The organism is Faecalicoccus acidiformans, assembly GCF_014202635.1.
Taxonomy (GTDB): Bacteria; Bacillota_I; Bacilli_A; order Erysipelotrichales; family Erysipelotrichaceae; genus Faecalicoccus; species Faecalicoccus acidiformans.
This window is the reverse complement of the sequence record NZ_JACHHD010000010.1, coordinates 15861-42347: the sequence shown is the minus strand read 5'-3', so window position 1 is coordinate 42347 and position 26487 is coordinate 15861. Positions and strand designations below refer to the sequence as shown.

The following is a 26487-nucleotide window of genomic DNA, read 5'->3' as shown; positions in this document are numbered from 1 at the left end:
GAAAGTTTCTAAAAGTTCGATAAACAAAGGCTTATTTAAAACTCAAAAAAATTTCATCCTCCGATTTTTTCAGTATAGAACTCGATTGATTGATTATTGAAATCCTATTATAATGAGTAGTAGTTTGGGGGACTTCAATGAAAAAGTTTACACGGCTGCAAAGGATCCTGCTGATTGCCAACATTGTGTTGCTGATTTTTGGATGCCTGATGATGGGGTTGCGGCAAAATACACTTTCGAATATAGGATATAGTGCTTGGACATATATAAAATATGGATTGATCGATTATCCAATTACATCTTTAACGAATATGTTTAGTGATTTTGCGAATCTTTGGCATGCTTATGATGATAATCAATATTTGAATGAACAGCTGGCTCAACAGCGAAGTTATAAAACACTGTATGAAGAACAAAGAAACCGTAACCAGGAGCTTGAAGAATTGATTGAGCTTAACGGAACACTTGATGAAGCAACTACGGTATCTGCTTCTGTTTTGGCGCGCGATACGGATGCTTGGGATCAAACGGTCACGATTTCTGCCGGTTCTACGCAAGGTGTGGAAGAAAATATGATCGTTTGTACTTCCCAGGGGGCTGTCGGTTTGGTGGAGTCGGTACAAACGGCAACGAGTACAGTTCGTCTTTTAACCAGTGATACCTTGATCAATGATATTGCCATCAGCATATCATTAGATGATGGAACGAATGTAGAAGGTGTTTTGGAAAGTTATGATCCGGATGCTCACGCGTACCGCGTTTCATTATTTGATAACGATGCCAGTGTAACGCAGGGACAAGAAGTTAGCACTTCGGGACGGGGAGGAAATTATCCTTCAGGGATATATGTCGGTTCGATCCAAGATGTTGAAACCAATGACAGTGCTTTGATTTCGACGATTTATGTGAGTCCGGTTTCCAATATCGGCAGTTTTAATTATGTTTTAGTGATCGGAAGTGGAGCTCTATCATGAAACTACAAAAAGAGCTCCTGATTGTTCTGCTGTTTTTTCTGATTGATGATCTGATCGAGTTTATATTTCCTATGGATCCGCTCTTTGAACAGTTTTCATTTCTTTCTCAATGTGGATTTTTGTCACTCTGCTTGATTTCTTATCATACTTCTCTTGCAACTGGGTTTTTATTTTCAGCTCTGTGCGGGTTGATCCAAGATCTTTTGTTTGGAGTGGGTTTTCCATTTCATGGGATTCTTTATGGTATATTGGGATGCTGTGTCAGCTTCTTATCGAGGTCTGGAAAAGAGGGTATCTTACGAAAATTCAGTATCTGTTTTTCGTTATTAGTATTAGGAAATTTGATTTCTTTTGGATGGTACCGTATAACAGGAATGATTCAGGTCCATTTTGGAACATGGTTCGTTCATCATGAATTAGGCACAATGGTATTCAATGCGTTTGCTTTCTTTGCCTTAGAATATATTTTTGGGGTTATGGAGCGATATCAGACGATACGCAGGCATCGGATCCAACGTCAGGAAAAAAGAAAATATCGCCGCTTGCGACTTAACGGGAAATGAGTCTTCTCATTTCTTTTTTTTGACCATGTGTTACAATTATTTCAAGAAAATGGAGATCTTTATGAAAAAACTAATGTTACTCGACGGAAATTCAATGTTATTCCGGGCTTATTATGCTACTTTATATACACATAGAATGTCTACATCCAACGGTATTCCAACGAATGCGGTTTTTGGTTTTATTATGATGTTAAAAAAAGCACTCGACCTTATTCAACCAGACGGATTATTGGTTGCTTGGGATGCCGGGAAAAAGACATTTCGCCATGAGAAATATGAAGCTTATAAAGGAACTCGCAAACCATTGGATGAAGAACTCATTGTTCAATTTCCCATTGTTCGGGAGTTTTTAGACGAAGCCGGGATCTTTCGCTATGAAATAGAGGGTTATGAAGCCGATGATATCATTGGTTCTATGGCGAAATCGCACCCGGAACTTCAGACTACGATATTGACTAGCGACCGGGACCTTCTTCAGCTGGTGGATGCTTCAACCTCTGTTTTGTTGATGAAAAAAGGGATCTCAGATATGGATTTAATGAATGTAAAGCATTTTAAAGAAAAGTATCAATTAGATCCCATGCAAATCATTGATTTAAAAGGCCTGATGGGTGATTCGAGCGATAATATACCAGGTGTGAGCGGTATTGGAGAAAAAACCGCTTCAAAGCTTCTGCAACAGTATCAAAGCGTTGAGAATGTCTTTGACCATATTGATGATATTAAAGGAAAACTAAAAGAGAAGCTGCTTCATGACAAAGAATTGGCATTTTTGTCAAAAGAACTGGCAACGATCTACACCCAGATGGAGTTTCCTTTTCAGTTAGAAGATTTAAAATTTGAAGGAATGCAAGATTCAGTAAATGCTTTTTTTCAAAAATATGAGATGCGTTCTTTAATGAATGAGAGACAATCCGTAAAAAAGGAATCTTTGCCTCTTAAAACGATTTCGACATTGCCTGAGATAGAACATCCCGCTCTTTTGATCCCGGTATGTACAAAAGAAAATTTTTTAACGCAAAAGCTTTACGGATTTATGATTCCGACATCTCAAGAAGTTCTCTATATTTCAATAGAGTCAGCCATGGAAGATCAAAATTTTAAAGCGTTGTTAAATAGGAAGGATCTCTCTACATGGGATGCCAAAGAATGTAATCATCTTTTAGAACGTTATGGTTTGCCGACGGTTTCGTTTAAAGAAGATCTCCATATCGCTTCTTTTCTGCTGCATTCGCAGGCAACAGATCAAGATGCGTTGATGATGGCTTTAAACATTGAATTGACAGAAAGTTTTCACGAGTTATCCAAGAAGAAAAAAGATCAGGAAGCATATGCTTGTTGTCGTATGCTGCCGGTAATGCATGCATTCAGCGAACAGCTTCAGGAAAAAGAAAGCGAGATTCTTGAAGAACTGAAAAGGGAAGAACTCTTTGAATTATACGAAACGATAGAAAAGCCACTGATCCCAATTCTTTTTGAAATGGAAAAAGAGGGAATCGATATACAAGAAAGTACTTTAGATGCGATAGGGGAAGAAGTTTCTCGGAAGATGACCGATTTATCGAATCAAATTTATGAATACGCGAATAAGATCTTTAATATCAATTCGCCAAAACAGCTGGCCATCGTTCTTTATGATGATCTGGGCTTAAAAGGGGGAGGAAAGAAACGAAGCACGAGTGCAGAAGTTCTTGAAAAATTGCTGGGCGTACATCCGATTATTGAGACTTTATTAGAATATCGGAAGTTTTCAAAGATCATGTCCACTTACATCGATGGTTTAAAAAAGCATATTCGTACTGATCATAAGATCCATACGACATTCAATCAGACCATGACACAAACTGGACGGCTTTCAAGCAGTGATCCGAATCTTCAGAATATCAGCGTTCGCGACCAAGAAGGTCGAGAGATCCGTAAAGCTTTTGTGGCACCTCCAGGATGTGTGCTTTTATCAGCGGATTATTCGCAAATTGAATTGCGGATGTTAGCTCATATGGCTAATGAAGAACATATGATCCAAGCTTTTATTCATGATGAGGATATTCATAATAAAACAGCCTCTTTGATCTATCATTGTGATTTAAAAGACGTGTCTTCGTCGATGCGTCGCGTTGCGAAGACAGTCAATTTTGGTATCGTGTATGGACAGACGGCATTCGGTTTGTCGACACAGTTACATATCACTCGTAAAGAAGCTACTGAATTCATGAATTCATATTTTGAGAGTTATCCGAATATACATCGTTATATGAATCATTTAATCCAGGATTGTCAGGAAAAAGGATATGTAGAAACACTATTCCATCGGCGTCGGCAAATTCCGGAAATCAACGATAAAAATTTCATGACACGAGAATTTGGCAAAAGAGCTGCCATGAATGCGCCGGTCCAAGGCAGTGCTGCTGATTTGATCAAGATTGCGATGATTCGTGTTGACAAAGCAATGAAAGCGGCGGGTGTCTCATCAAAACTTCTTCTTCAGATTCATGATGAATTAATCTTTATGGTCCCGGAAAATGAATTAGAATGCATGGTTTCATTAGTTAAAGAAGCTATGGAAAATGCGATGACGCTCCGCGTTCCGCTGAAGGCCAGCATTCAGTCTGGCAAAACATGGTACGAGGCTAAATAATGCCAGAAGCACCAGAAGTCCAAACGGTCTTATCGACATTAGAGGATCAGATCAAAGATTTAAGAATTGAAGAAGTCCAAATTCGTTATGAAAAACTCATCGAAAATGAGTCGGTGTCGAGCTTTATTGAAAAAATCAGCAATCAACATTTCCGGCAATTTCATCGCTATGGAAAATACTTGATCTTTGCGTTGGATGATTATGACTGGATCGTTCATTTGCGGATGGAGGGCAAGTTTTATTTGCTTACTGACTTGCCGAAAGATAAACATATTCATGCCGGTTTTTTATTGAGCGATGGCAGATGGTTATGTTATCATGACACACGAAAGTTTGGCAGGATGAAACTCTATCTAAAACAAGAAGATTTTCAATCTCTTCCTTGTTTTCAAAAACTGGGGCCGGATGTCTTAGATCCTTCTTTGAATGCGGATTATCTGTACCAGGCTTTTCATCATTCAAACAGGAGTTTAAAAGCATGTCTGCTGGATCAAAGTCTGGTTGCCGGCATCGGGAATATTTATGCCGATGAAATCTGTTTCGCATGTCAGCTGGATCCTCGCAGCCGTTCTAAACGGATATCAAAGAAAGACTGTGTTCATTTAGTTTATCATATGCAGAGGATTATTAGAGGAGCAATGCGTTATGGTGGAACTACTATTCGAAGTTATACCTCTAGTTTAGGAGTAACCGGTCGATTTCAGTTAAAACTGCGAGTACACGATCGAAAGGACGAAGAGTGTACAGTGTGTCATACTTTAATCAAGAAAATCATAGTGGCCCAAAGGGGGACTTATTTATGCCCAAAATGTCAAAAAAGAAAATAATAGCGATCACAGGAAGTATGGGGTCGGGAAAATCTATGGTTTCCACCATGATTCAAAAGCGATATCCGGTCTTAGATGCGGATCAAGTCAATCGAGACCTGATCAAAATGGGAAATGCAGGATATCGGGCATTGAGCAAGAAACTGGCTTTACCACTGGATTCTCATCAGGAGATCAATAAATCTGAGTTTTCAAAAAAAATATTTTCGGATCCCATATATCGAGATCAAGTGGAAGCAATTCTACATCCTTTGATTATGAAAGCGATTCAAGACTGGATCAAAAATCAAAAAAACACGCTTGTGTTTATAGAAATTCCTTTATTATTTGAAGCGGGGATGGAAGATCATTTTGAAGAAATCTGGTGCGTTGTTTGTGATGAAGAGGTTGCCCTGGAACGATTAAAGGCAGGACGTAATATTTCAAGAGAAGAAGCAAAAGCGCGTTTGGCATGTCAATATTCTCCAGTGATTAAGGTTCAGAAAAGTGATGTCGTCCTTTATAACAACGGAACGATCGAACAGCTTCAAGAGCAGGTCGATCTGTATTTAGAAAGGAGTGCCATGTGAATACCCAAACATTTTCAATTCAGACGCAGTCTTCTCTCAAGGAGGAGACTCTTTCTTCGTTGATTTTATTGTATGGTCCTTTGATAGGAAATGATGCCGTATTACTTTACCAGAGTTTTTATGTGCTTCGAAATCAAATGACAGAAGGAAGCATTGATATTTTGATTCAACTTTGTCATTTGACTCAAACACGATTTCAAGCGGCTAGAAAAAAATTAGAACAGTATTCTTTATTACGCTCCTTTTATGATAAGGACAAAAGGAATTGGTTATTTGTGCTGTGTTCTCCCAAAGAACCGGAAGAGTTTTTGAAACACGATGTCTATTCTCGCCTTTTTTTAGAAAAAGAAGGGTCGGGACAGTTGGATCGTATGAAACTTTTATTCTCTTTTACGGCTCGAATTACCGATTCTATGGTTGATGTCAGTGAACCTTTGGATATTTCTTTGTTGGATGCTTGGACACAGGAAAAAGAACAAGCATTGGATTCTGTTCCTGTTTCTTCCTTTACATCCTCTTATCCTTTTGATTTTGGCCTAATGTTTCAGGGGATGGATCGTATTATTCCGCAGCGTTTGCGAACAAAAGAGAATTTACAGCGTATCCATGAGCTTGCTCGTATTTTTGGAATCGATGAAAAAACAATGCGTCGTTATTTGTCGTTGAGCATTGACCCAGCTAAAACACGAATCGATTTTGAACAACTTAGAGAACGAGTGCTGCAGGCTCGAAAAACAAAAACATCTAGTCAGGATCCATATGAACTTTCTCCGGTTGCATTCCTGCAATGGAAACAAAACGGAATGCCGGTTTCTGTACCAGATAAATTACTTCTGGAGAAGGTTATGGTCGATTATAAACTGCCTAACGAAGTCATCAATGTTTTGATTGATTACGCTTTGCGGGCAACCGATCAAAAGTTCAATCGGTCTTTTGTGGAGAAAGTGGCAAGTTCTTGGGCCCGATTACAAATCGATACAAAGGAAAAAGCGCAAGAGCAAATTCATTCAAGACCACAAAACAAAGAAGAACTGCCCTCTTGGTATCAGGATAGGACTCAACAAGAAAATGATCCTAATCTGGAAAAAGAAATCGAGTCTATGCTTAAAGCATTGAAGGAGGAATCAGGTGATGGAAGCATTTAAAAAAGTACAGAACATGGATCTGGAGTGGATCGTAAGTCTGGCTCAGGAAACAGAAGTTCACGACTTTTTAAAAAGACATGATCTGGGCATGGATTTTTTAAAGAAAAATGCATCTGATTTTTTGTTATGGAAAGAGACTTTGGATCGATGCAAAGACTGTCCGGGTCTTTCCAGCTGTTCACAGCCATTACCTGGAAAGCGAAAAATGTTGGAAATCGACGAAGAGGGTTTTTTGATTCAGAACTTTGTTTCTTGCGCTTATCAAGCGGCCATTGATGAAAAAAGAAAACATCAAAAAAAGTTCTGGCTATCCCATATGAGTTCAAAAGAATATGAGATCGATCTTTCGATTTTGGCTAAGGGGCAAGCCAAGGAATATCAGTTAGCTTTTCGAACCATTCTTGCATCGATTCAAGATGCACAGGGGGTATATCTGTATGGCCAGCCAGGGGTTGGAAAAACGTATTTGATGCTGGGGCTATGCAATCTCTATGCAAAGGAAAACAAAAGTATTTGTTTTGTCAAATTGCCGCAGTTGATCAGTGATTTCAAACAAAAATTGACAGATAATGAATATCGGTTAAAAAACATGTCGCTTTTACAAAAAGCAGATATCGTAGTTTTGGATGATATGGGAGCGGAAGCCATCAGTGCATGGACCAGGGATGAGATCGTTCTTCCTGTTTTGGAATATCGTATGACGCATCAAAAGAAAACATACTTTACAAGTAATTATGCACCGGAAGAGTTATTTAACCAATATATAATTCGTAATGAGAGCAATTCAAAGATCAGTGCTTTACGTTTGTTAGAACGAATTCGCAGCTTGGCAAAACCTTGTAAATTATCTGGAGAATCACGTCGGTAATTCTTTTCAAATCTATTGAATTGGAGTAAAATAATGATAGCAAATTAAACATAAAGGAGGAATTGAAACTATGTTAGTATCTGCTACTGAAATGATCAATAAGGCGCATGAAGGTCATTATGCGATCGGTGCTTTTAACATCAACAACCTTGAATGGACAAAAGCTATTTTAGCAGCCGCTGAAGAAGTAAAATCACCTGTTATGTTAGGGGTATCAGAAGGTGCCGCTAAATATATGTGTGGTTTTAAAACGGTTGTTGCGATGGTAAAAGAGATCCATGATTATATGGGTATTACGGTTCCTGTTGCGATTCACTTGGATCACGGAACATATGAAGGTGCGAAAGCTGCTATTGAAGCTGGATTCACATCTGTAATGTTTGATGGATCTCATTATGATTTCGAAGAAAACTTGGCAAAATCTAAAGAAATGATTGAGCTGGCACATTCAAAAGGCTTGTCTATCGAGTGTGAAGTTGGTGGAATCGGTGGAGAAGAAGACGGTGTCGTTTCTGCTGGTGAATTAGCTGATCCTCAAGAATGTAAAACAATTGCTGAGCTGGGTGTTGATTTCTTGGCTGCCGGTATTGGAAACATTCATGGTAAGTATCCAGCTAACTGGGCTGGCTTGAGCTTTGATCGTTTGGCTGAGATCCAGGCTTCTACAAACGGTAAACCGTTAGTTCTTCATGGTGGTTCTGGAATCCCTCGTGAACAAGTTAAAAAAGCAATCGATTTAGGTGTATCAAAGGTAAATGTCAACACAGAATGTCAGTTGGTATTTGCTGATGCAACTCGTAAATATATCGAGGCAGGCAAAGATCAGCAAGGAAAAGGATATGATCCTCGTAAATTGTTGAAACCAGGTGCAGATGCCATCACTGAACTTGTAAAAGAAATGATGACAAACTTCTTTGGTTCTGCCGGAAAAGCTGAATAATTCGTAAAATATCGAAAGGGCTGATCGTTTTTTGATCAGCTCTTTTTGTTTTGGGTGGATAGATCAGAGAATCTTAGGTAAAATAATCTTTGAAAGAACCCGGGTTTTTGTGTATTATATATGAGCATGTTCGGGAGGTGTCTTATGGAAGAAGTTATCAAGATTGAAGGTGGCCATCCATTAGAAGGTTCAGTCCGTATCAGCGGATCGAAGAATGCAACGGTGGCTTTGATACCTGCTTGTGTGTTAGCCAATGAGCCCATCACGATTTTTGATGTTCCCAATATCAGCGATGTAAAGTCACTTAAAGTTCTCTTAGAAGAACTTGATGTTATAGTAGAGCAGAAAGATGATGACACTTTATATATAGATCCGTCAAAAATGGTCAATCGTCCAATGACCAGTACAGCAGTTAGTAAGTTAAGAGCTAGTTATTATTTCATGGGTGCACTTTTAGGAAAGTTTGGTCATGTTGAGATCAAAATGCCTGGAGGATGTTATCTGGGGCCCCGTCCGATTGACCTCCATCTAAAGGGCTTTGAAGCTTTAGGCGCCAAAGTAGAATACATCAAAGGATGTTATATATTGGATGCTGACAAACTGACAGGTACGAATATTTTCTTAGATATTAGCTCGGTAGGGGCTACGATCAACATTATGATGGCTGCAGTTTATGCAGAAGGAAGAACGGTCATTGAAAATGCGGCTCGTGAACCAGAAATTATTGATATTGCGACTTTGTTAAATAAAATGGGAGCCAGAATCCATGGCATGGGCACGAGCACACTGACAATCGATGGTGTAGATCGTTTAGGCGGATGTATGCATGAGATCATTCCAGATCGCATTGAGGCAAGTACATATTTGATCATTGCGGCGGCAATGGCTAAAAAGATGCGCATTGAAAATATCATTCCACAGCATGTGGATGCCATCACGATGAAGTTAAAAGAAATTGGAATCAAGATGAAGATCGAATCGGATGCGATCGAAGTGTATGAGTCGAAAGATCTATTAAAACCTACGGATATTTTGACAAAACCATATCCGGGTTTTGCGACTGATGTGCAGCAGCCGTTTACCGCATTGTTGACCAAAGCGCAAGGGCAGTCGGTTGTGACCGAAACAATCTATACCGAACGTTTTAAGCACTGTTATGAATTAAATAAGATGGGTGCTGACATTGATGTTCGTGTCCCGAGTTCTTTTATTAACGGACCAACTCCTTTATATGGGACTAGCGTTACGGCAACAGATTTGCGATGTGGGGCTTGTCTGGTCATAGCGGCTTTGATGGCAGAAGGAGTCACCGAAATCCATGATGTTTACCATATTGATCGCGGCTATGAAGATCTTGACGGGAAACTAAAAAGCTTAGGCGCTAATCTCTGGCGAGAATTTACAGAATGATCATTTCTATAAAAAAGACTGTAATTGATTTTACAGTCTTTTTTGGATTAGAATAAAAATATGATCAAGGTTGCGATTCTCGAATATGAAAATGAATCAATGGAAGTTGCTTTGGCTCTTTCTAAGATCTATGCGTATCAAGATTGGACATTCCGCCACTTTACAAAAGCATCTGATCTGGCCAGGCGTCTCAAAGAAGAAGAGTACCAGCTTTTTGTTTTTGACGAAGTTTTTAAAACGCCTCGTTTAGAAAGCGTTTTCGTTCATGACCATCCTAATTCCATGTTTGTCTATTTGTGCGAGAACCCCATTCGAACCAAAGGAAATGATCAGCGCCATCGAGTATTATATCTGGATAAAGGAAATATTCGTCAAGAAGTGCTGCAGGTCCAAGATCAGCTTTTATCTTTGAGTCATCAAATGGATTCTTATGAATTGAATTACGATGGAGTCCATGTTTTCTTGCCTTATCCGGATATCTATTATTTGGATAAAATGGAAAAAATGATCTATTTCCATACAAAAAAGGGAGAATTTCACGAAAGAGCAAATATGTCTGATCTTGAAAAAGTGTTTACACCATATGGATTTTTACGAGTTCATGTTTCTTATTTAGTGAACGCCATTCATATCGTAGCATGGTATAAAGATGAGGTTGAATTGGATAATGGGGATAGGATTCCACTTTCTCGACAACAAAAGCGAAAGATCTTAGCCTTGAAAAAGTCAAATCGGACACTTGGCTGACCGATTTATCCATTTGTATTGTCTTCAGAGTCATCGACGATATAATAGAGTTGAACAAAGGGATTAGATAGGCATAGACGAATTCCTTTTGAAAGAACTTAAGCTGATAGAGAGCGGTGGGAAGATGACAATACAATAATAGCCGGGAACAAGTTTCCTGGCGAAGCACGAAGCTATGGAGAGAAGACTCCAAACGTCAGGTCGGATAAAACCGAAAAAAACATTCCTTGGACTTGGTTGATGATAGAATGTCAGAATTGAACAGACCGATATTTGGCTGTTACAAGATCCATGATCAGAATAAAAGGACAATAGATCATTAACTAAGGAGTCATCTAAAGTCTGCATAAAAAGAGCACAGACACCTGAATAACAATAGAGGAAATGCTGTAGAAAATACGTTATGCAGTCGCTGATCGATAGATGAAAAGAAATAAATATTGAATAAAGAATATAGAAAACGAGGCTTGTGAAGAGTCTCGTTTTTTGTTGTGTTTTGAATTATGTGATTTTCACGAAGTATGGTATATTATATTCATAAAAGAAAAGTTGAGGACCTGTTATGAAATTATTAGCAACGGATTATGATGGAACATTGAAATATGCCAGCCACATCATGCCTGAGGATCTAGAAGCCATCCAGGACTGGAAACAGGCAGGAAACATGTTTGTGATCGTGACTGGCCGTTCGATGGAATCCATTGAACAACAAGTCAAGGAGAACGACCTTCCTGTGGATTATTATGTAACCAATAACGGTGGAATGGTCTTTGATAAAGAGGGCAACGAACTGCTTGCTCATTATTTGGATCTGGTTACCGCAATTGATATTATTTATGCTGCTCAAAACGAAGAGGGGGTTGCCAGTGTTGTGATCAATGATGGTAGAAACCGTCATAAGATGACCGTTGATCCAAGTGTTTCAGACCGGCGATACCCGCATATGCAAGATGATATGACAATGGAAGATCTTGAAAACTGCCCAAAAATTGCACAGATTGTTCTGTCAATGGCCGAACAGAATATGGCGGTAACTTTAGCCGATAATATCAATATGTTCTTTGGGGAGAATGTGGTTGCTTATGCGAATAATTTTGTAGTCGACGTTGTACCGAAAGGGATTTCTAAAGCTACCGGATTAGAATTTGTGGTTGAATATGCTGATATTGACGAAGCTGATGTCTATACGATCGGCGATTCTTATAATGATATTCCTCTGATGACGTATGGATATAACGGAGCTTGCATGACAACGGCTCTAGAAGAAGTGCAACAAAATGCTACGGTTCTCTATGATTCAGTGGGAACGATGATCTATTCCATTTTAGATTAGTGAAAAGGGGGATGGGAAATGGATATTACGACAAGTGATATTTCATTGATCCTTAGATTGATCCTCGATGTGATCGTGATTTGGGCTTTGGTTTACTATGCTTTGCGTATTGTCCGCAACAATACTCGAACGATCCAGATCGCAAAGGGGATCTTGTTTATTTTGATCGTACAAGGATTATCTGCAATCTTGGGGCTGAATGCCTTGAACTACCTAATCAATATCTTTGTGAATTGGGGAGTAGTTGTCATTATGATTATTTTTCAGCCGGAGATTCGTGCTATGCTTGAAAAATTCGGGAAAACTTCTTCGATTTTAGGGCTGAATGTATCACATGATGAGCAAATTAGTATGATCGATGAATTGGTCAAAGCCTGTGCGCAAATGTCTAAAACAAAAACCGGAGCTTTGATTTCGATTCAAAGAAATACATCAATGGAGGATTATGTCCATACTGGAATCGAGATGGATTCGGTTGTTTCCAGTGAACTGTTAGGGACGATCTTTCAATATGGAACGCCGATGCACGATGGAGCTGTCATCATCATCGGCAATAAGATTGCATGTGCAGCGGCTTATTTTCCGCCAACCACTAAAGATCTGCCAAGCAAATATGGAGCCCGCCATCGTGCTGCGGTCGGAATCAGTGAGATTACCGATTCCATCACGATCATTGTGAGTGAAGAAACTGGAAATATATCTGTCGCAATGAATGGTCAGCTCACTCAATATAAAGCAGAAGGGCTTCATCGCCTTCTGATGAATCTTCTGGTGCCGGATAGAGAGGAAGGAGCGACCTCTTCTTTGTTGAGGCCTGTTATCAACACCGCAAAAAATTTAGGTTTGACGCGAAGCCGAAAACCTGGTGAAACAAAATATTCTGCGGATGAGCGTATTCAGCCTCTGGCCATAGTGGATTTGCGGGATCAGGGGGTGAATTCACATGAATGAGTCGAACAGATCTCCGCAAAATAAGAATAAAGGCTGGATCGAATCCTTTAAAAATGCAATCGGCTCTTTTTATCGTCGAGTCAATAAGTTATTCGATCGAATTGTCTTCAATAAAGCAGGATCGTTGATCGTTTCCTTGATGATCTCTCTTGTTATTTGTGCGGTAGTGGATTATCAGGATATTCGGTATGAATTGTTTGATAATACATCGACTACGGTAAATCTTGGTAATGTGGATGTGAATATCCTGAGTGATCAGGAACAGTATGAAGTCAGCGGAATTCCAAATAGTGTTCAAGTGACTCTGACAGGAAACGCTGCCGAAATCCAAGTGTATCGACAACAGCACACAAATTTGAGTGTTACAGCGGATCTGCGTCCCTATGAGGAGGGCAGTTTTATTATTGATTTGAGCTTAGATGATCTGCCTTCTTCGATTGAAGCCACTTTATCACCATCTAGTGTTACTGCTACAATCACGGCAAAGAAAGAGCGATCCTTTACAGTTGATCCGGAAATGTTGATTGGTTCAGGACAAAGAGCTTCTGATTTTAAAACGCCAACTTTATCTTCTTCGACTGTTAAGATACGCGCTACGGAGGATGAACTGAATGCAATTCGGTTTGTTCGGGCAATCGTGGATGTTAGTGGATTCACAAATGGCGATCAGTACACGACAGAAGCTACTGTTGTTGCTTATGATGCGGAAGGAAATCGTGTCCAGGTGGAGATTGATCCATCGACTATAGAAGCAACGGTTGAGAAAAACGATACAGATACAGAATAGGAGTATTCAATATGGGTAAATATTTTGGAACGGATGGCGTACGAGGACGAGCCAATGAAGATCTAACATTAGATATGTCCATCCGTATTGGTCAGTATTTAGGAATGTATTATGGCAAAGACCGCCATGCGAAGATCTTGATCGGAAAAGATACGCGGTTAAGCGGAGATATGTTTGAACTTGGTCTGGCAGCGGGAGCAACTTCCATGGGGGCGATGGTGTATCTATTAGGTGTTTGTCCTACCCCGGCAGTCAGTTATTTAATTCGTAAAGAAAGATTTGACTGCGGGATCATGGTATCGGCCAGTCACAATCCTTATTATGATAATGGAATCAAGATTTTCAATCATAATGGAGAAAAAATGGAAGAGGACGTCTTATTGCAGATTGAAGATTACATGGATGGAAAGACTTCGCTGGACCTTAAAACAGGAAGTCAGATTGGAGAGTATTTCGATTGGCAGGATGGATTGGAAATCTATATGTCTTGGCTGAAAGAGACTGTCCCTGTTGATTTGAGCGGATTTAAGATTGCTGTAGATAATGCGAATGGTTCAGCTACCAGTACGGCTATTGAGACTTTAGATTCTTTGGGGGCTACTGTAGAAGCAATCTCCAATTCCCCTAACGGAATCAATATCAATAAGGATTGTGGATCGACTCATCCTGAAAAACTACAAAGAAATGTGCGCGAAGGTGATTTCGATATTGGTCTTGCCTTTGATGGAGATGCAGATCGCTTGATTGCAGTGAATTCAAAAGGGGAACTGGTCAACGGGGATTATATTTTATATATCTGTTCTCGTTATATGAAGTCTCAAAATTCATTGAACAAAAATATGTGCGTTACCACGGTAATGGCTAACTTAGGACTTTATAAAGCGCTGGATGAAAATAAGATCGATTATATTCAAACTCCGGTCGGTGATAAGTATGTCTTTGAAGAGATGCAGAAAAATGACTATTATCTGGGCGGAGAACAAAGCGGACATATCATCTTCTATGAACATGCAGTGACAGGAGATGGCCTTTTGACAGCTTTGAAGCTTTTGCAGATCATGAAAGAAACAAACAAGAGTCTAGAAGAGCTATCCGATGGTTTGTTCATTTATCCGCAGCTGCTGAAAAATGTTAAAGTTAACTGTAAAGAAAAGGCGTTAAAAGATCCTCGGTTATTGAATGTGATCCAGGAAGTTGCTGATGAACTTGGAGATGAAGGTCGAATCTTAGTCAGACCGAGTGGAACAGAGCCTCTGGTTCGAGTTATGGTTGAGGCAAAAACAGATGATTTGTGCGAAAGCTATGTACAGCGTGTTGTTGATTTTATTGAGCAGAATCAATATTAAGGAGGTATCCTATGAAACGAGTGATTTGTGTCGTAGAAGATGAAAAAGACTTAAATAATTTAGTTGCCCAATATTTGCGTAAAGAAGGATATGAGGTCCGCTCTTACTATACGTATGAAGAAGCTAGTGCTCATGTCCAAGATGATGATGTTCATCTTTGGATCCTCGATATCATGTTGGATGACAAATCAGGTTTTGATCTGATTGAAGAGATTCGTTTGCAGGGCCCAGAAACACCGGTGATTTTCATGTCGGCGCGCGATAAGGAATTTGATCGCATCATCGGTTTGGAAAAGGGATGCGATGACTATATCACAAAACCTTTTTCACCTAAAGAAATGGTATTGCGCGTCAATAATATCATTAAACGAGCTTATAAAGATGACAATAATCGAATTGCAGTTGATGGATATGAACTTGATGAAGAACAACGTAAGATCTATGCAGATAATGTAGAGATTGAGCTGACCACAAAAGAATTTGATCTTTTGATGATGTTTATCAAGAATAAAGGGATTGCTTTTTCACGAGATAAGATCTTGGAGAATGTTTGGGATGAAAATTACTTCGGCAGCGATCGAGTTGTAGATGATACTTTACGTCGGTTGAGAAAGAAATTACCAAATTTAAATATCCATACCATTTATGGGTATGGTTATCGCCTAGGATAAAATCATGATTTCACGTTTATTTAAAAAAATGTCTTTGACACAGCAGGTCTTGATCATGATCCTGCTGTTTATCAGTTTTTTTGGGATTTTCTTTATCTTTTACCTAAATAACAACATCGAGACAACGATTGCCAATCAGATGTATATGACAATGGCCAATCGTCAACAGCCCATTATTTCTTTAATGGAATCAGGGTTTGCCGGAGAAGATAATATCTATGAATATTTGGCGGCAGACAGTATTCAAACAAATTGTATCATCAATAATAAAACCATTACGGTTTTAAATCCAGATGAAAACCAAAAGACCAGCAGAAGCTTTTATGAGTATCTTGTTGAACGGTCTCAAAGCTTGATTTACGAAAGTGACGAAACCGACCAAGGAACCATCATTCATCAAGGGGAACGTTATTATTATCGTATGCAAGTTGTCGAAACAGCTTTGGGAGACCGTGTATTGGTCAGTTTTATGAATGACACTTACCCCCAGTCAATCAAAAATACGTTAGTGGATTCTACGGTGTATGCTACGATTCTTGCCTTTTGTGTTTTCATCATCATCATGATGGTTTGGGTATTCTCTATCATCCATCCATTGAATCAAATCAAGAATTATATTGCACAGGTAAAACAGGGAAAAGAGGTTGAACTCCATTTAAATCGGGATGATGAAATAGGGGAAGTAGCCAATGAACTGATCAATATGAAAGACGAACTTCAAAAACAGGAAAAAGTCAAAGAAGAAATGATTCATAACATTTCTCATGATTTAAAAACTCCAATCGCAACGATCAAATCGTATTCTGAATCCATTAAAGATGGGGTTTATCCTTATGGCACTTTAGAAAAAAGTGTTGATGTGATCTTAGATAATGCGAATCGTCTAGAAGCAAAAGTACACAATCTGCTTTATTTGAACCGAATCGAATATTTAATCACGAGCGATGCAGAAGGCGTTGTGACGAATATGAAGGAAGTAGTTGAGGAAGTAGTCTTGAATTCAGCAGTGATTCGTCCTGAGATCTCTATTATAACGGATGTAGAAGAAGTATTCTTTGATGGTCTTTTGGAATCGTGGCGCGTCTGTATTGAAAATATTATGGAAAATGCATTCCGATATGCACAGAGCTATATTAAGATCCAAGTTCGTGAAAATGATTTACAGATTTCCAATGATGGACCAAAGATGCCGGAAGATCGCATAGAAGCGCTTTTCCGTCCTTATGAAAAAGGAGAAGGCGGCCGTTTTGGATTAGGCTTATCCATTGTATCGCGCGTTGTGAAAGCAAATAAATATCACGTTAAGGGATATAACACAGAAGATGGAGTCTGCTTCAGAATCTATCGAGACGAACCGAAACAAAAGAAAAAACAAAATGAAAAGAAGGCGCGACGTGATTCAAAAAAAGAAGTTTTAGAGGGGAAAAAAGATTTCTTTGTTTCTCATGAATCAAAGGATCATTCAGAATAGGAGAGTTTAAAATGAAAGTAGGTACTATCGGCAGCGGTGTGATTGTGGATCGTATGATCGAGGCTATGAAAATGACGCAGGGAATAGAAGTATGCGCCGTTTATTCTCGAACACTTTTGAGAGCAAAGGAATTTGCTCAAAAACATCACATCTCAAAATATTATGATGATCTCGATAAGATGTTAAACGATGACGATCTGGATACGATTTATGTTGCCAGTCCTAACGGCTTACATTATAGTCAATCAAAACAAGCTCTTTTGGCAGGAAAACATGTGATCTGTGAAAAGCCTTTTGTCCCTACCGTTCAGGAAGCTATCGATCTTTTTACGATTGCTAAAGAAAAAAAAGTGTATATTTTTGAGGCGATCACGACGATCCATCTTCCAAACTATAAAATCACAGCTTCCCATTTAAAAGACTTGGGCGATATTAAGATGATTCAATGTAATTTCTCTCAATACTCTTCTCGTTATGAAAAATATAAAGCATTTGAGGTGACCAATGTATTTGATCCGGCTTTTTCCGGAGGTTCTTTGATGGATATCAATGTATATTGTATTCACTTTGTGGTTGGGCTTTTTGGAAAACCAGATTCTGTTCAATATGTTTGTAATCGAGGATTCAATGGGGTGGACACCAGCGGGACTGCCTTGCTGTTTTATCCGGATAAGTTTGCAATCTGTACTGGTGCAAAAGATTCAAGTTCTCCAAACCATGTTTATATTCAAGGAGATCAAGGAACGATCCGCGTTTATGGATCTAGCTGCGGAGTTTGTGCGCATGTTGAAGTCTTACCGACAAAAGGAGATATGATCGGCAAAAAAGATACTTCTTCTTCGCGTGATATCGGAGTAGATCAAAAACCTCATATGATTTATGAATGTGAAGACTTTTTGTCAATCGTTCAAAATCATGATTCTCCTGCTTATGAAAAGCTTTGTCAACAAACATTAGATGTTGTATCTATTTTAGAAGAATGCCAAAAACAAAACACAATGGTTTGACCATTGTGTTTTATTGCTTTTTGCGTGTGAAAACAATTTGGTTTGAAGAGCTTAATGATTCAGAATAATGATAACCCAAAAGGTCAAAATGTTGGATTTCTTTAACGGATTCGATTTGATTTTGAGCAAGATAGCGAACCATTTCTCCTCGAGCAATCTTAACATATACTCCTTTTTCGACAAGACGATGGGAATTCTGTTCAAAGAATTTTACATCGATCAAAGAACGATAAGGGCGGATGCATTTGGCATATTCTTCGCTGGCAAGATTCAGAATAATAGGATCTTGAATGGAATCTGCTAAGGTTGATCCCCAAAATTCATATAAAGAAAAAGGGATCTTTGACTGCATTTCTAAACGATATTTAACGATCGTATCAAAAGGCCGCAACAAACCATAAAAACCAGATAGGATCAACAGATGTTTTGAAAGATATCGAAGAGCTTCATCCTCCAAGATCTCGGGAGACATCGTTGTATATTGGATGCCGCGATAGGCAAATAATGCAGGAGTATTTGCTCGATTCAGATCTAGGGTCTGATAGTTTTCATACGCTTCTCTTGCGATCTTTTCAGAGCATTTGAAAGCTTTTTTTAACTCTGGATAAGGTAGAGATTTTAAATGCTCTAATAAAAGATTTGTTTTGTGCAGAAACAGAGGCGATGAAGAGGTATTAAAATAATCATCATAAGATTTCATCTGTTTGGCAGGGCTGATCAGTATTTTCATGTCTTTATTTTAACATATTAAAAACGATGAATCGATTCAGTCAGAATGAAAGCGCTCGTCAATTTCTTTGAAAATATTTTCAAAAAGAATACAAAAGAACATGAAAGTTTGCTATAATAAAAATCAAACATAAAAGAAGAAGGTGAGACCATGAAATTAACGGGAGCACAGATCACTGTGGAAACGTTGATTGAACAGGGGACTGAAGTTGTCTTTGGATATCCTGGAGGGCAAGTAATCGATTTATACGATGCTTTATATCAAGCCGGTGACCGAATTCATCATGTGTTGACAGCACATGAACAGGGTGCTTCTCATGCAGCAGACGGATATGCCCGCAGCAGTGGAAAGGTGGGAGTCGTGATTGCGACTAGCGGTCCGGGAGCAACAAATTTAGTCACAGGGATCGCAACTGCCCATTTGGATTCTACGCCAATGGTTGCGATTACTGGAAATGTATCGAATGCGATGATTGGACGAGATAGTTTTCAAGAAGTCGATATTACCGGTATAACGATTCCAATCACAAAACACAACTTTATTGTCAAACATGTTGAGGACTTGGCCGATACGATCCGAACAGCGTTTCAGATTGCTAAATCTGGACGGCCGGGCCCAGTATTGATTGACATTCCTAAAGATGTGCAGACGGGTATTTGTGAGTTTGAGGCGGCCGATGTTGTTGAAAAAGAAAAGCAGCGACTACCAAAGGAGTTCAAGATCAGATTGGCTGCGAATATGATTCGTGAATCGCAACGCCCGTATATTTATATTGGCGGCGGTGCTATCACAGCAAAAGCAAGTCAAGAGATCGAAGAATTGGCAGACTGTATTGATGCACCGATTGGTTCTACGTTAATGGGACTTTCTGCCATTTCTCATGAAAATCCCAGATTCTTAGGTATGGAGGGAATGCATGGACACTATGCAAGCTCTATGGCACAGAATGAAGCGGATTTGATTTTGGCTGTTGGAGCTCGTTTTTCGGACCGAGCGACAGGGAATGTGAGCAAATATGCTAAGAAAGCAAAAATAATTCATATCGACATCGATCGAGCGGAGGTCGATAAAAACATCGCTTCGGATCTTGGCATTGGCGGAGATCTGAAAATAGCCCTTCAAGAACTCTTAAAAATTGTTGAACCCAAAAAGAATTTGGAATGGGATCAAAGGTTAGACGAACTTCGTCGTGAGGAACAAGAGCAGTTCCAAAAGAATTGTTCTGACGATTTATTAGAACCTTATGCTTTGATTCATGAAGTACAAAAACACACAGATCCGGATATGCCTGTTGTGACGGATGTTGGACAACACCAAATGTGGGTTGCACAGTATTATCGATTCCATAAACCACGGACATTTATTACGAGCGGAGGACTAGGTACGATGGGATTCGGCTTGGGAGCCGCCATTGGTTCTTGCCTGGCTACAGGCAAGAAAACAGTTTTGTTTACAGGGGATGGCAGCTTTGGAATGAATCTTAATGAACTCGCAACGGTCTCCAAGCTTAATGCGCCAATCGTTATCTTTATTATGAATAATGGTGTATTGGGAATGGTACGCCAATGGCAAAACCTGTTCTATCATAAACATTATTCGCAGACAACGCTGGATCGCAAAACTGATTTTGTGAAATTGGCGGACGCTTTTGGACTAAAAGGGTATCGTATCTCAAATCGCGAAGAATTATCGGATGTTGTGGCTAAGGCGATGAATGAAGACGGGCCTGTTTTAGTGGATTGTTTGATTGATAAAGATGAATTGGTGCTTCCTATGTTGCCTCCTGGAGGATCTTTTGACGATATTATTACTTTAAAGGAGGATCCCTCATGAAAGATGATCAATTTATCATTGGTATTTTAGTGGATAATGCGGCTGGGGTCTTGACTCGTGTCAGCTCTTTGTTTACTCGAAGAGGTTTCAATATTGATAGTTTGACTGTTGGAACCACTGAAGATCCACGATATTCTCGTATTACGATCTCTGCACATGGAGATGATGCAATTCGCAAGCAGATCATCAAACAAGTTCGTAAGCTTTACAATGTCAAAGAAGTGAAGATCCTTCCCGTTGATAACAGCGTCAAACGTGAATTGGCTCTGATCAAATTGCGAAATAAGCCACAAACACGAAATGATATATTATCCGCTGTTGATATCTTCCGTTGTAAGATCGTTGATTTTTCACCGAATACATTGTGTGTTGAGATTACGGGGAACTCTTCTAAGATCGATGCGTTTATTACAGTTGTAAAACCGTTGGGAATCCTGGAACTTTGTCGTACAGGTGTCACGGCATTGGAAAGAGGATGTATCTATTTAAATAGCGAGACAAAAACATTTGAAGAAATTTGTGAACAAGAAAAAGGAGAAGAATAAAATGTCTAAAATTTATTATCAACAAGATTGTGATATCCAAAAATTGGATGGTAAAAAGGTGGCCATCATCGGTTATGGCTCACAAGGACACGCACATGCTTTGAATTTAAAGGATTCTGGTGTTGATGTTGTAGTCGGGTTGTATGAAGGAAGCCGCTCTATTGAAAAGGCTAAGCGTCAAGGCTTAGAAGTAATGTCTGTCGGAGAAGCCACGAAAGCAAGTGATATCATTATGATCTTGATTCCGGATGAAAAACAGCAGGCAGTTTATGAATCTGAGATTGCTCCAAATTTGACAGCCGGTAAAACATTGGCTTTTGCTCATGGTTTCAATATTCATTTTGGCTGCATTGTTCCACCTAAGGATGTTAATGTTATCATGATTGCTCCTAAAGGACCTGGACATACTGTACGTAGCGAATATGAAGCAGAAAAAGGTGTTCCTTGTCTTATTGCTGTAGAACAAGATGCAACTGGAGATGCCTGGGATCTTGGTTTGGCTTATGCCGCTGGTATCGGGGGAAGTCGTGCCGGTGTCTTAGAAACAACGTTCCGAACTGAAACGGAAACAGACTTGTTTGGTGAACAAGCAGTTCTTTGCGGTGGTGTTTGTGCTTTGATGCAGGCTGGTTACGAAACGTTATGTGAAGCGGGATACGATCCAAAAAATGCATACTTTGAATGTATCCATGAAATGAAATTGATCGTGGATCTGATTTATCAATCTGGTTTTGCTGGAATGCGTTATTCAATCAGCAACACAGCAGAATATGGTGATTATATCACAGGACCAAAGATCATCACCGAGGATACAAAGAAAGCCATGAAACAAATTTTGAGTGATATTCAAGATGGTACATTCGCGAAAGATTTCTTATTAGATATGTCTAAGGCAGGTAATCAGGTTCATTTCAAAGCTATGCGTAAAAAGGCTGCTGAACACGATTGTGAAAAAGTGGGTGCGGAAGTACGTGCTTTATACAGCTGGTCAGATGAAGATAAACTGATCAATAACTAAGATGAAAATTAGACAATCCGTTATGGGTTGTCTAATGCTTTATATAGGATTAGGAGGAAAATATAATGAAGAGTGATGCGATGAAAAAAGGTTTTGATAAAGCCCCTCAACGTTCTTTGCTGCACGCATTGGGATTGACCCAAGAAGAGATCGATCGGCCTCTTGTCGGGATCGCCAGTTCATACAATGAAATCGTTCCAGGCCATATGAATTTGGATAAGATTACAGAAGCAGTCAAAATGGGAGTTGCCATGGCGGGAGGAACCCCTATTGTATTTCCTGCGATCGCCGTTTGTGATGGGATTGCCATGGGGCATCAAGGCATGAAATATTCTTTGGTGACTCGAGATTTGATTGCAGACTCTACAGAAGCCATGGCTTTGGCTCATGCTTTTGATGCCCTTGTTATGATTCCTAACTGTGATAAGAACGTTCCGGGTCTTTTAATGGCGGCTGCACGAATCAATGTTCCAACGATCTTTGTTTCTGGTGGACCAATGTTAGCTGGGCATATCGATGGCCATAAAACATCTCTATCAAGTATGTTTGAAGCGGTTGGTGCCTATCAGGCAGGAAAGATCAGTGAAGAAAAACTGACAGAATATGAATTGAAAACATGTCCGACTTGTGGTTCTTGTTCCGGAATGTACACGGCCAATTCCCATAACTGTTTGACAGAAGTATTAGGAATGGGACTTCCAGGGAACGGGACGATCCCATCGGTTTACTCGAAACGCATTGAATTGGCTAAGCATGCTGGAATGCAAGTTATGAAATTATGGAAACAGAATATTCGTCCCTTGGATATCATGACTGAAAAAGCTTTCCATAATGCATTATGTGCAGATATGGCATTAGGATGTTCAACAAATTCTATGCTTCATCTGCCGGCTATTGCGAATGAATGTGGAATCCAGATCAATTTGGATATTGCTAATGAAATTAGTGCTAAAACACCGAATCTTTGTCATCTGGCACCTGCAGGACCTACATATATCGAAGAATTGGATGCCGCTGGTGGAGTTTATGCGGTTTTAAACGAGTTGAATAAAAAAGGATTGATTTATACAGATGTTATGACATGTACGGGCAAAACGTTAGCAGAAAACTTAAAAGGACATCCGAATTTGAACCCAGATGTGATCCGTCCTATTGATCACCCATATTCAGAGACGGGAGGCATTGCTGTTTTAAGAGGAAACTTGGCTCCAAATGGATGTGTAGTCAAGCAAAGTGCTGTGGCACCCGAAATGTTGGTGCATGAGGGACCAGCCAAAGTATATGACAGCGAAGAAGAGGCCATAGCCGGTATCTTCAATCGGGAAGTCCAAGCTGGAGATGTTGTTGTGATTCGCTATGAAGGACCGGCCGGAGGGCCAGGTATGCGAGAAATGCTTTCACCGACAAGCGCAATCGCGGGAATGGGATTAGATAAACAAGTTGCCTTAATTACGGATGGACGTTTTTCAGGAGCAACTCGTGGAGCAAGTATTGGTCATATATCTCCGGAAGCAGTATCTGGTGGAACCATTGCTTATGTGAAGAATAATGATGTGATTGCTATTGATATTCCTAATCACTCCATTACTTTAAAAGTAAGTGATCAAGAGCTGGAAAAACGTAAAGAGACGATGCCGATTAAAGTGAAGACAAATGTCAAAGGATATTTAAAACGTTATGCACAAATGGTAAGCAGTGCTGATAAAGGAGCAATTATCAACAAATGAGTCTAAGAGTGTTAAGTGATGTTCAATCTTTTACTGTGTTTAAAGCGTTAGATAAGGATAAAGTAATTCATAATTTTTATCGTCTTCTATTGAAAGAAGATATGGAATCGTATTCAGATTTTGTGAGCTCATTATATAAAACAGGGACAGATGACTGGACACAATATCTTTACGATAAAGTAATGTCTCTGGAAAACTGTATTGTCAAAAACACTTGTGAAAAAAAGGATATTCCTCATTCTATTCAAGAAGCTCTTTCATTTGAATTAGGTATCTTGCAGGAACTTTCACAGATGGTTCCGGATGACTTCAAAATGAAAGGATTTAAAGCATCTTGGGTCACACACTCGGTTAATTTCGAATCAGAATACTATGACCGCTTGTCTCATATTGAACAATTTGGTTTTGGAGATTATGCTCGTTTTACGACATTCCGGCTAGAATTGACGGGCCAGGAACCAGGTTTTGTATTAAAGCCGGTTGAATATCCTGATCCCATCTGTTTTTCAGATTTGATAGGCTATGATCTTCAAAGACAGCAAGTGATCGCGAATACGGAAATCTTGTTAAAGGGTCGTTTAGCCAGTAACGTTTTACTATACGGAGATGCCGGTACAGGAAAAAGTGCGACAGTCAAAGCTATAGCCAATGAGTTTAGTAATCGAGGTCTTCGCTTGATCGAATTAGGGAAGAAAGAACTGCATCTTCTTCCTAAACTGTTAGATCTTTTGGCCAAGAATCCTTTGAAGTTTATTTTATTTATTGATGATCTTTCTTTTCAGGAAAATGATGATGATTTTAGCGCTTTAAAAGCTGTCTTAGAAGGCAGTGTATCTGTTCGTTCAAATAATACGGTTATTTATGCGACCAGCAATCGTCGACATATTGTAAAAGAAACTTTCCAAGCACGAGAGGGAGATGAGATTCATCGCAATGACACGATGCAAGAAACCATATCTCTATCCGAAAGATTCGGCATGAAAGTTTATTATGAAAAACCCAAAAAAGATTTATATCAGGAAATTGTATTTGGATTAGCAGATCAATATGGTCTGAATATTGATAGAGAAATATTGGCTTTAAAGGCAGAACAGTTTGCGTTACGAAAAGCGGGACGCTCTGCTCGTGCGGCTCGGCAGCTGATCGAGCAGTTGAGCGCCCAAGAAGAGAATCCGAGGTGAAAAGATGCTGACACTGGATAAAATCTATCATGCGAGTTATGTTTTAAAAGATGTTGCACGTAAAACAGATGTTTTATATGCTCCTAAGATCAATCCTGATGCGAATGTTTATCTAAAAACCGAGAATCTTCAGAATACAGGTTCATTTAAACTTAGAGGAGCATATTATAAGATCAGTTCATTGTCCGATGAGGAAAAAGCGCACGGTGTTATTGCATGCTCAGCTGGGAATCATGCTCAAGGAGTCGCTTTTGCCGCAACAAAAAACAAGATTTCTTCCGTAATCTGTCTTCCGGATGGGGCGCCTATCTCAAAAGTTGAAGCAACAAAAGGATATGGAGCGCAAGTGGTTTTGGTTCCCGGTGTTTATGACGATGCTTATAATAAGGCTCTAGAGCTTCAAAAAGAAAAAGGGTATACATTTATTCATCCTTTCGATGATGAAGATGTAATTGCGGGTCAAGGTACCATTGGTCTAGAGATACTCAGTCAACTTCCACAAACCGATGCGGTCGTTGTCCCGGTTGGCGGAGGCGGCTTGATTTCTGGTATTGCTTTCGCAATAAAGAGCTTAAATCCTAAAATCAAAGTATATGGGGTTCAGGCAGAAGGTGCTGCCAGCATGGTCGAATCCCTGAAGGAAGAAGAAATCGTTCAATTAGAAAGAGTCAATACGATTGCGGATGGAATCAAAGTCAAAGAGCCAGGAAATCATACGTTTGATTTATGTAAAAAATACGTAGATGAAATTGTGACGGTTTCTGATGATGAAGTGGCTGGAGCTATTCTTTCTTTGATAGAAAATCAGAAATTAATCACGGAAGGAGCAGGTGCTGTTTCGGTTGCCGCTGTCATGTTCAATAAACTTCCAGTGAAAGGAAAGAATGTTGTCTGTGTCTTATCGGGCGGTAATATCGATGTTACGATCCTTTCGAAAGTTATTGAACGAGGTTTATTGAAATCTGGACGCAGCGATACACTGGTTATTCAGCTGGAAGATAAACCAGGGCAACTGAAGGGCGTTTCAGCTATTATTGCGCAGTATGGCGCTAATGTCACAAGTGTGAATTACGAGAAAGCCAGTGAAGGCAGCAATATCACAGATTGTGTCTTGCGCATCAATCTAGAAACACGAAATTTTGATCACATTCTTTCTGTCCGTCAAGGATTGGAACAAGCAGGATTTAAATTAATATAGGAGATGAGATA

The 26487-nt window shown here is 39.5% G+C and carries 24 protein-coding genes; 23 read left to right on the top strand and 1 reads right to left on the bottom strand.

The window, feature by feature from the left end; genetic code table 11:
- The first annotated feature begins 137 nt into the window (after positions 1-137).
- The 17 genes from mreC (at position 138) to HNQ43_RS05630 (ending at position 18244) form a co-directional block, all read left to right on the top strand.
- Complete coding sequence (gene mreC, locus HNQ43_RS05710; protein ID WP_183375662.1) at positions 138-974, top strand: rod shape-determining protein MreC; 837 nt, start codon at positions 138-140, stop codon at positions 972-974.
- Entirely contained in the window at positions 971-1537 is a 567-nt protein-coding gene (mreD, locus tag HNQ43_RS05705) for a rod shape-determining protein MreD (protein WP_183375660.1), read from the top strand. Before mreC ends, mreD begins: the two co-directional genes overlap by 4 nt.
- A gap of 61 nt (positions 1538-1598) precedes the next feature.
- The gene (gene polA, locus HNQ43_RS05700) at positions 1599-4172 is read left to right on the top strand and encodes a DNA polymerase I (RefSeq protein WP_183375658.1); all 2574 of its coding nucleotides are present in this window, start codon (positions 1599-1601) and stop codon (positions 4170-4172) included.
- Complete coding sequence (mutM, locus tag HNQ43_RS05695) at positions 4172-4999, top strand: DNA-formamidopyrimidine glycosylase (protein WP_183375656.1); 828 nt, start codon at positions 4172-4174, stop codon at positions 4997-4999. Before polA ends, mutM begins: the two co-directional genes overlap by 1 nt.
- Complete coding sequence (gene coaE, locus HNQ43_RS05690) at positions 4972-5568, top strand: dephospho-CoA kinase (protein ID WP_183375654.1); 597 nt, start codon at positions 4972-4974, stop codon at positions 5566-5568. The genes mutM and coaE overlap by 28 nt, the downstream gene beginning before the upstream one ends.
- Entirely contained in the window at positions 5565-6713 is a 1149-nt protein-coding gene (locus HNQ43_RS09285) for a DnaD domain protein (protein WP_183375652.1), read from the top strand. Before coaE ends, HNQ43_RS09285 begins: the two co-directional genes overlap by 4 nt.
- Positions 6700-7581, top strand: a complete 882-nt coding sequence (locus tag HNQ43_RS05680) for an ATP-binding protein (RefSeq protein WP_183375650.1) — start codon at positions 6700-6702, stop codon at positions 7579-7581. Before HNQ43_RS09285 ends, HNQ43_RS05680 begins: the two co-directional genes overlap by 14 nt.
- 70 nt (positions 7582-7651) lie before the next feature.
- Positions 7652-8521, top strand: coding sequence for a class II fructose-1,6-bisphosphate aldolase (gene fba / locus HNQ43_RS05675; protein ID WP_183375648.1), 870 nt, complete (start codon positions 7652-7654; stop codon positions 8519-8521).
- A 144-nt stretch (positions 8522-8665) separates the two neighbouring features.
- A complete protein-coding gene (locus tag HNQ43_RS05670) occupies positions 8666-9931 on the top strand; it encodes a UDP-N-acetylglucosamine 1-carboxyvinyltransferase (protein WP_183375646.1) in 1266 nt (421 codons plus the stop codon).
- 60 nt (positions 9932-9991) lie between these two features.
- Entirely contained in the window at positions 9992-10678 is a 687-nt protein-coding gene (locus HNQ43_RS05665) for a LytR/AlgR family response regulator transcription factor (protein ID WP_183375644.1), read from the top strand.
- 562 nt (positions 10679-11240) lie between these two features.
- Entirely contained in the window at positions 11241-12011 is a 771-nt protein-coding gene (locus tag HNQ43_RS05660; protein WP_183375642.1) for an HAD-IIB family hydrolase, read from the top strand.
- Between the two features lie 18 nt (positions 12012-12029).
- A complete protein-coding gene (gene cdaA / locus HNQ43_RS05655; RefSeq protein ID WP_183375640.1) occupies positions 12030-12962 on the top strand; it encodes a diadenylate cyclase CdaA in 933 nt (310 codons plus the stop codon).
- Entirely contained in the window at positions 12955-13749 is a 795-nt protein-coding gene (locus tag HNQ43_RS05650; protein WP_183375638.1) for a CdaR family protein, read from the top strand. Before cdaA ends, HNQ43_RS05650 begins: the two co-directional genes overlap by 8 nt.
- 11 nt (positions 13750-13760) lie before the next feature.
- Positions 13761-15095 carry a phosphoglucosamine mutase gene (gene glmM / locus HNQ43_RS05645; protein WP_183375636.1) on the top strand — a complete coding sequence of 445 codons (1335 nt, stop codon included), beginning with the start codon at positions 13761-13763 and terminating at the stop codon, positions 15093-15095.
- A gap of 11 nt (positions 15096-15106) precedes the next feature.
- Positions 15107-15766 (top strand): response regulator transcription factor, encoded by a 660-nt coding sequence (locus HNQ43_RS05640; protein ID WP_022790006.1) that lies wholly within the window; start codon positions 15107-15109, stop codon positions 15764-15766.
- A gap of 4 nt (positions 15767-15770) precedes the next feature.
- Positions 15771-17237 carry a HAMP domain-containing sensor histidine kinase gene (locus tag HNQ43_RS05635; RefSeq protein WP_183375634.1) on the top strand — a complete coding sequence of 489 codons (1467 nt, stop codon included), beginning with the start codon at positions 15771-15773 and terminating at the stop codon, positions 17235-17237.
- Between the two features lie 11 nt (positions 17238-17248).
- A complete protein-coding gene (locus HNQ43_RS05630; RefSeq protein ID WP_183375632.1) occupies positions 17249-18244 on the top strand; it encodes a Gfo/Idh/MocA family protein in 996 nt (331 codons plus the stop codon).
- A 10-nt stretch (positions 18245-18254) separates the two neighbouring features.
- Here HNQ43_RS05630 and yaaA read toward each other — a convergent pair whose 3' ends face one another.
- Positions 18255-18974 (bottom strand): peroxide stress protein YaaA, encoded by a 720-nt coding sequence (gene yaaA, locus HNQ43_RS05625; RefSeq protein WP_183375630.1) that lies wholly within the window; start codon positions 18972-18974, stop codon positions 18255-18257.
- 150 nt (positions 18975-19124) lie between these two features.
- On the opposite strand from yaaA, the gene ilvB reads away from it, so the two are divergent.
- The 6 genes from ilvB (at position 19125) to ilvA (ending at position 26476) form a co-directional block, all read left to right on the top strand.
- The gene (gene ilvB / locus HNQ43_RS05620; RefSeq protein ID WP_183375628.1) at positions 19125-20807 is read left to right on the top strand and encodes a biosynthetic-type acetolactate synthase large subunit; all 1683 of its coding nucleotides are present in this window, start codon (positions 19125-19127) and stop codon (positions 20805-20807) included.
- Positions 20804-21352 carry an acetolactate synthase small subunit gene (gene ilvN / locus HNQ43_RS05615; RefSeq protein WP_183375627.1) on the top strand — a complete coding sequence of 183 codons (549 nt, stop codon included), beginning with the start codon at positions 20804-20806 and terminating at the stop codon, positions 21350-21352. The genes ilvB and ilvN overlap by 4 nt, the downstream gene beginning before the upstream one ends.
- 1 nt (position 21353) lies before the next feature.
- Entirely contained in the window at positions 21354-22370 is a 1017-nt protein-coding gene (gene ilvC / locus HNQ43_RS05610) for a ketol-acid reductoisomerase (protein ID WP_183375624.1), read from the top strand.
- A 65-nt stretch (positions 22371-22435) separates the two neighbouring features.
- Positions 22436-24097, top strand: a complete 1662-nt coding sequence (gene ilvD / locus HNQ43_RS05605) for a dihydroxy-acid dehydratase (RefSeq protein ID WP_183375622.1) — start codon at positions 22436-22438, stop codon at positions 24095-24097.
- A complete protein-coding gene (locus HNQ43_RS05600; protein WP_183375620.1) occupies positions 24094-25278 on the top strand; it encodes an ATP-binding protein in 1185 nt (394 codons plus the stop codon). Before ilvD ends, HNQ43_RS05600 begins: the two co-directional genes overlap by 4 nt.
- Positions 25279-25282: 4 nt before the next feature.
- Positions 25283-26476 carry a threonine ammonia-lyase gene (ilvA, locus tag HNQ43_RS05595; RefSeq protein ID WP_183375618.1) on the top strand — a complete coding sequence of 398 codons (1194 nt, stop codon included), beginning with the start codon at positions 25283-25285 and terminating at the stop codon, positions 26474-26476.
- Positions 26477-26487: the final 11 nt, after the last annotated feature.

What these genes read in the sequence shown, in the direction of transcription:
- mreC (WP_183375662.1), top strand. Translation starts at nt 138, where the DNA reads ATGAAAAAGTTTACACGGCTGCAAAGGATCCTGCTGATTGCCAACATT.
- mreD (WP_183375660.1), top strand. Translation starts at nt 971, where the DNA reads ATGAAACTACAAAAAGAGCTCCTGATTGTTCTGCTGTTTTTTCTGATT.
- polA (WP_183375658.1), top strand. Translation starts at nt 1,599, where the DNA reads ATGAAAAAACTAATGTTACTCGACGGAAATTCAATGTTATTCCGGGCT.
- mutM (WP_183375656.1), top strand. Translation starts at nt 4,172, where the DNA reads ATGCCAGAAGCACCAGAAGTCCAAACGGTCTTATCGACATTAGAGGAT.
- coaE (WP_183375654.1), top strand. Translation starts at nt 4,972, where the DNA reads ATGCCCAAAATGTCAAAAAAGAAAATAATAGCGATCACAGGAAGTATG.
- HNQ43_RS05680 (WP_183375650.1), top strand. Translation starts at nt 6,700, where the DNA reads ATGGAAGCATTTAAAAAAGTACAGAACATGGATCTGGAGTGGATCGTA.
- fba (WP_183375648.1), top strand. Translation starts at nt 7,652, where the DNA reads ATGTTAGTATCTGCTACTGAAATGATCAATAAGGCGCATGAAGGTCAT.
- HNQ43_RS05670 (WP_183375646.1), top strand. Translation starts at nt 8,666, where the DNA reads ATGGAAGAAGTTATCAAGATTGAAGGTGGCCATCCATTAGAAGGTTCA.
- HNQ43_RS05665 (WP_183375644.1), top strand. Translation starts at nt 9,992, where the DNA reads ATGATCAAGGTTGCGATTCTCGAATATGAAAATGAATCAATGGAAGTT.
- HNQ43_RS05660 (WP_183375642.1), top strand. Translation starts at nt 11,241, where the DNA reads ATGAAATTATTAGCAACGGATTATGATGGAACATTGAAATATGCCAGC.
- cdaA (WP_183375640.1), top strand. Translation starts at nt 12,030, where the DNA reads ATGGATATTACGACAAGTGATATTTCATTGATCCTTAGATTGATCCTC.
- HNQ43_RS05650 (WP_183375638.1), top strand. Translation starts at nt 12,955, where the DNA reads ATGAATGAGTCGAACAGATCTCCGCAAAATAAGAATAAAGGCTGGATC.
- glmM (WP_183375636.1), top strand. Translation starts at nt 13,761, where the DNA reads ATGGGTAAATATTTTGGAACGGATGGCGTACGAGGACGAGCCAATGAA.
- HNQ43_RS05640 (WP_022790006.1), top strand. Translation starts at nt 15,107, where the DNA reads ATGAAACGAGTGATTTGTGTCGTAGAAGATGAAAAAGACTTAAATAAT.
- HNQ43_RS05635 (WP_183375634.1), top strand. Translation starts at nt 15,771, where the DNA reads ATGATTTCACGTTTATTTAAAAAAATGTCTTTGACACAGCAGGTCTTG.
- HNQ43_RS05630 (WP_183375632.1), top strand. Translation starts at nt 17,249, where the DNA reads ATGAAAGTAGGTACTATCGGCAGCGGTGTGATTGTGGATCGTATGATC.
- yaaA (WP_183375630.1), bottom strand. Translation starts at nt 18,974, where the DNA reads ATGAAAATACTGATCAGCCCTGCCAAACAGATGAAATCTTATGATGAT.
- ilvB (WP_183375628.1), top strand. Translation starts at nt 19,125, where the DNA reads ATGAAATTAACGGGAGCACAGATCACTGTGGAAACGTTGATTGAACAG.
- ilvN (WP_183375627.1), top strand. Translation starts at nt 20,804, where the DNA reads ATGAAAGATGATCAATTTATCATTGGTATTTTAGTGGATAATGCGGCT.
- ilvC (WP_183375624.1), top strand. Translation starts at nt 21,354, where the DNA reads ATGTCTAAAATTTATTATCAACAAGATTGTGATATCCAAAAATTGGAT.
- ilvD (WP_183375622.1), top strand. Translation starts at nt 22,436, where the DNA reads ATGAAGAGTGATGCGATGAAAAAAGGTTTTGATAAAGCCCCTCAACGT.
- HNQ43_RS05600 (WP_183375620.1), top strand. Translation starts at nt 24,094, where the DNA reads ATGAGTCTAAGAGTGTTAAGTGATGTTCAATCTTTTACTGTGTTTAAA.
- ilvA (WP_183375618.1), top strand. Translation starts at nt 25,283, where the DNA reads ATGCTGACACTGGATAAAATCTATCATGCGAGTTATGTTTTAAAAGAT.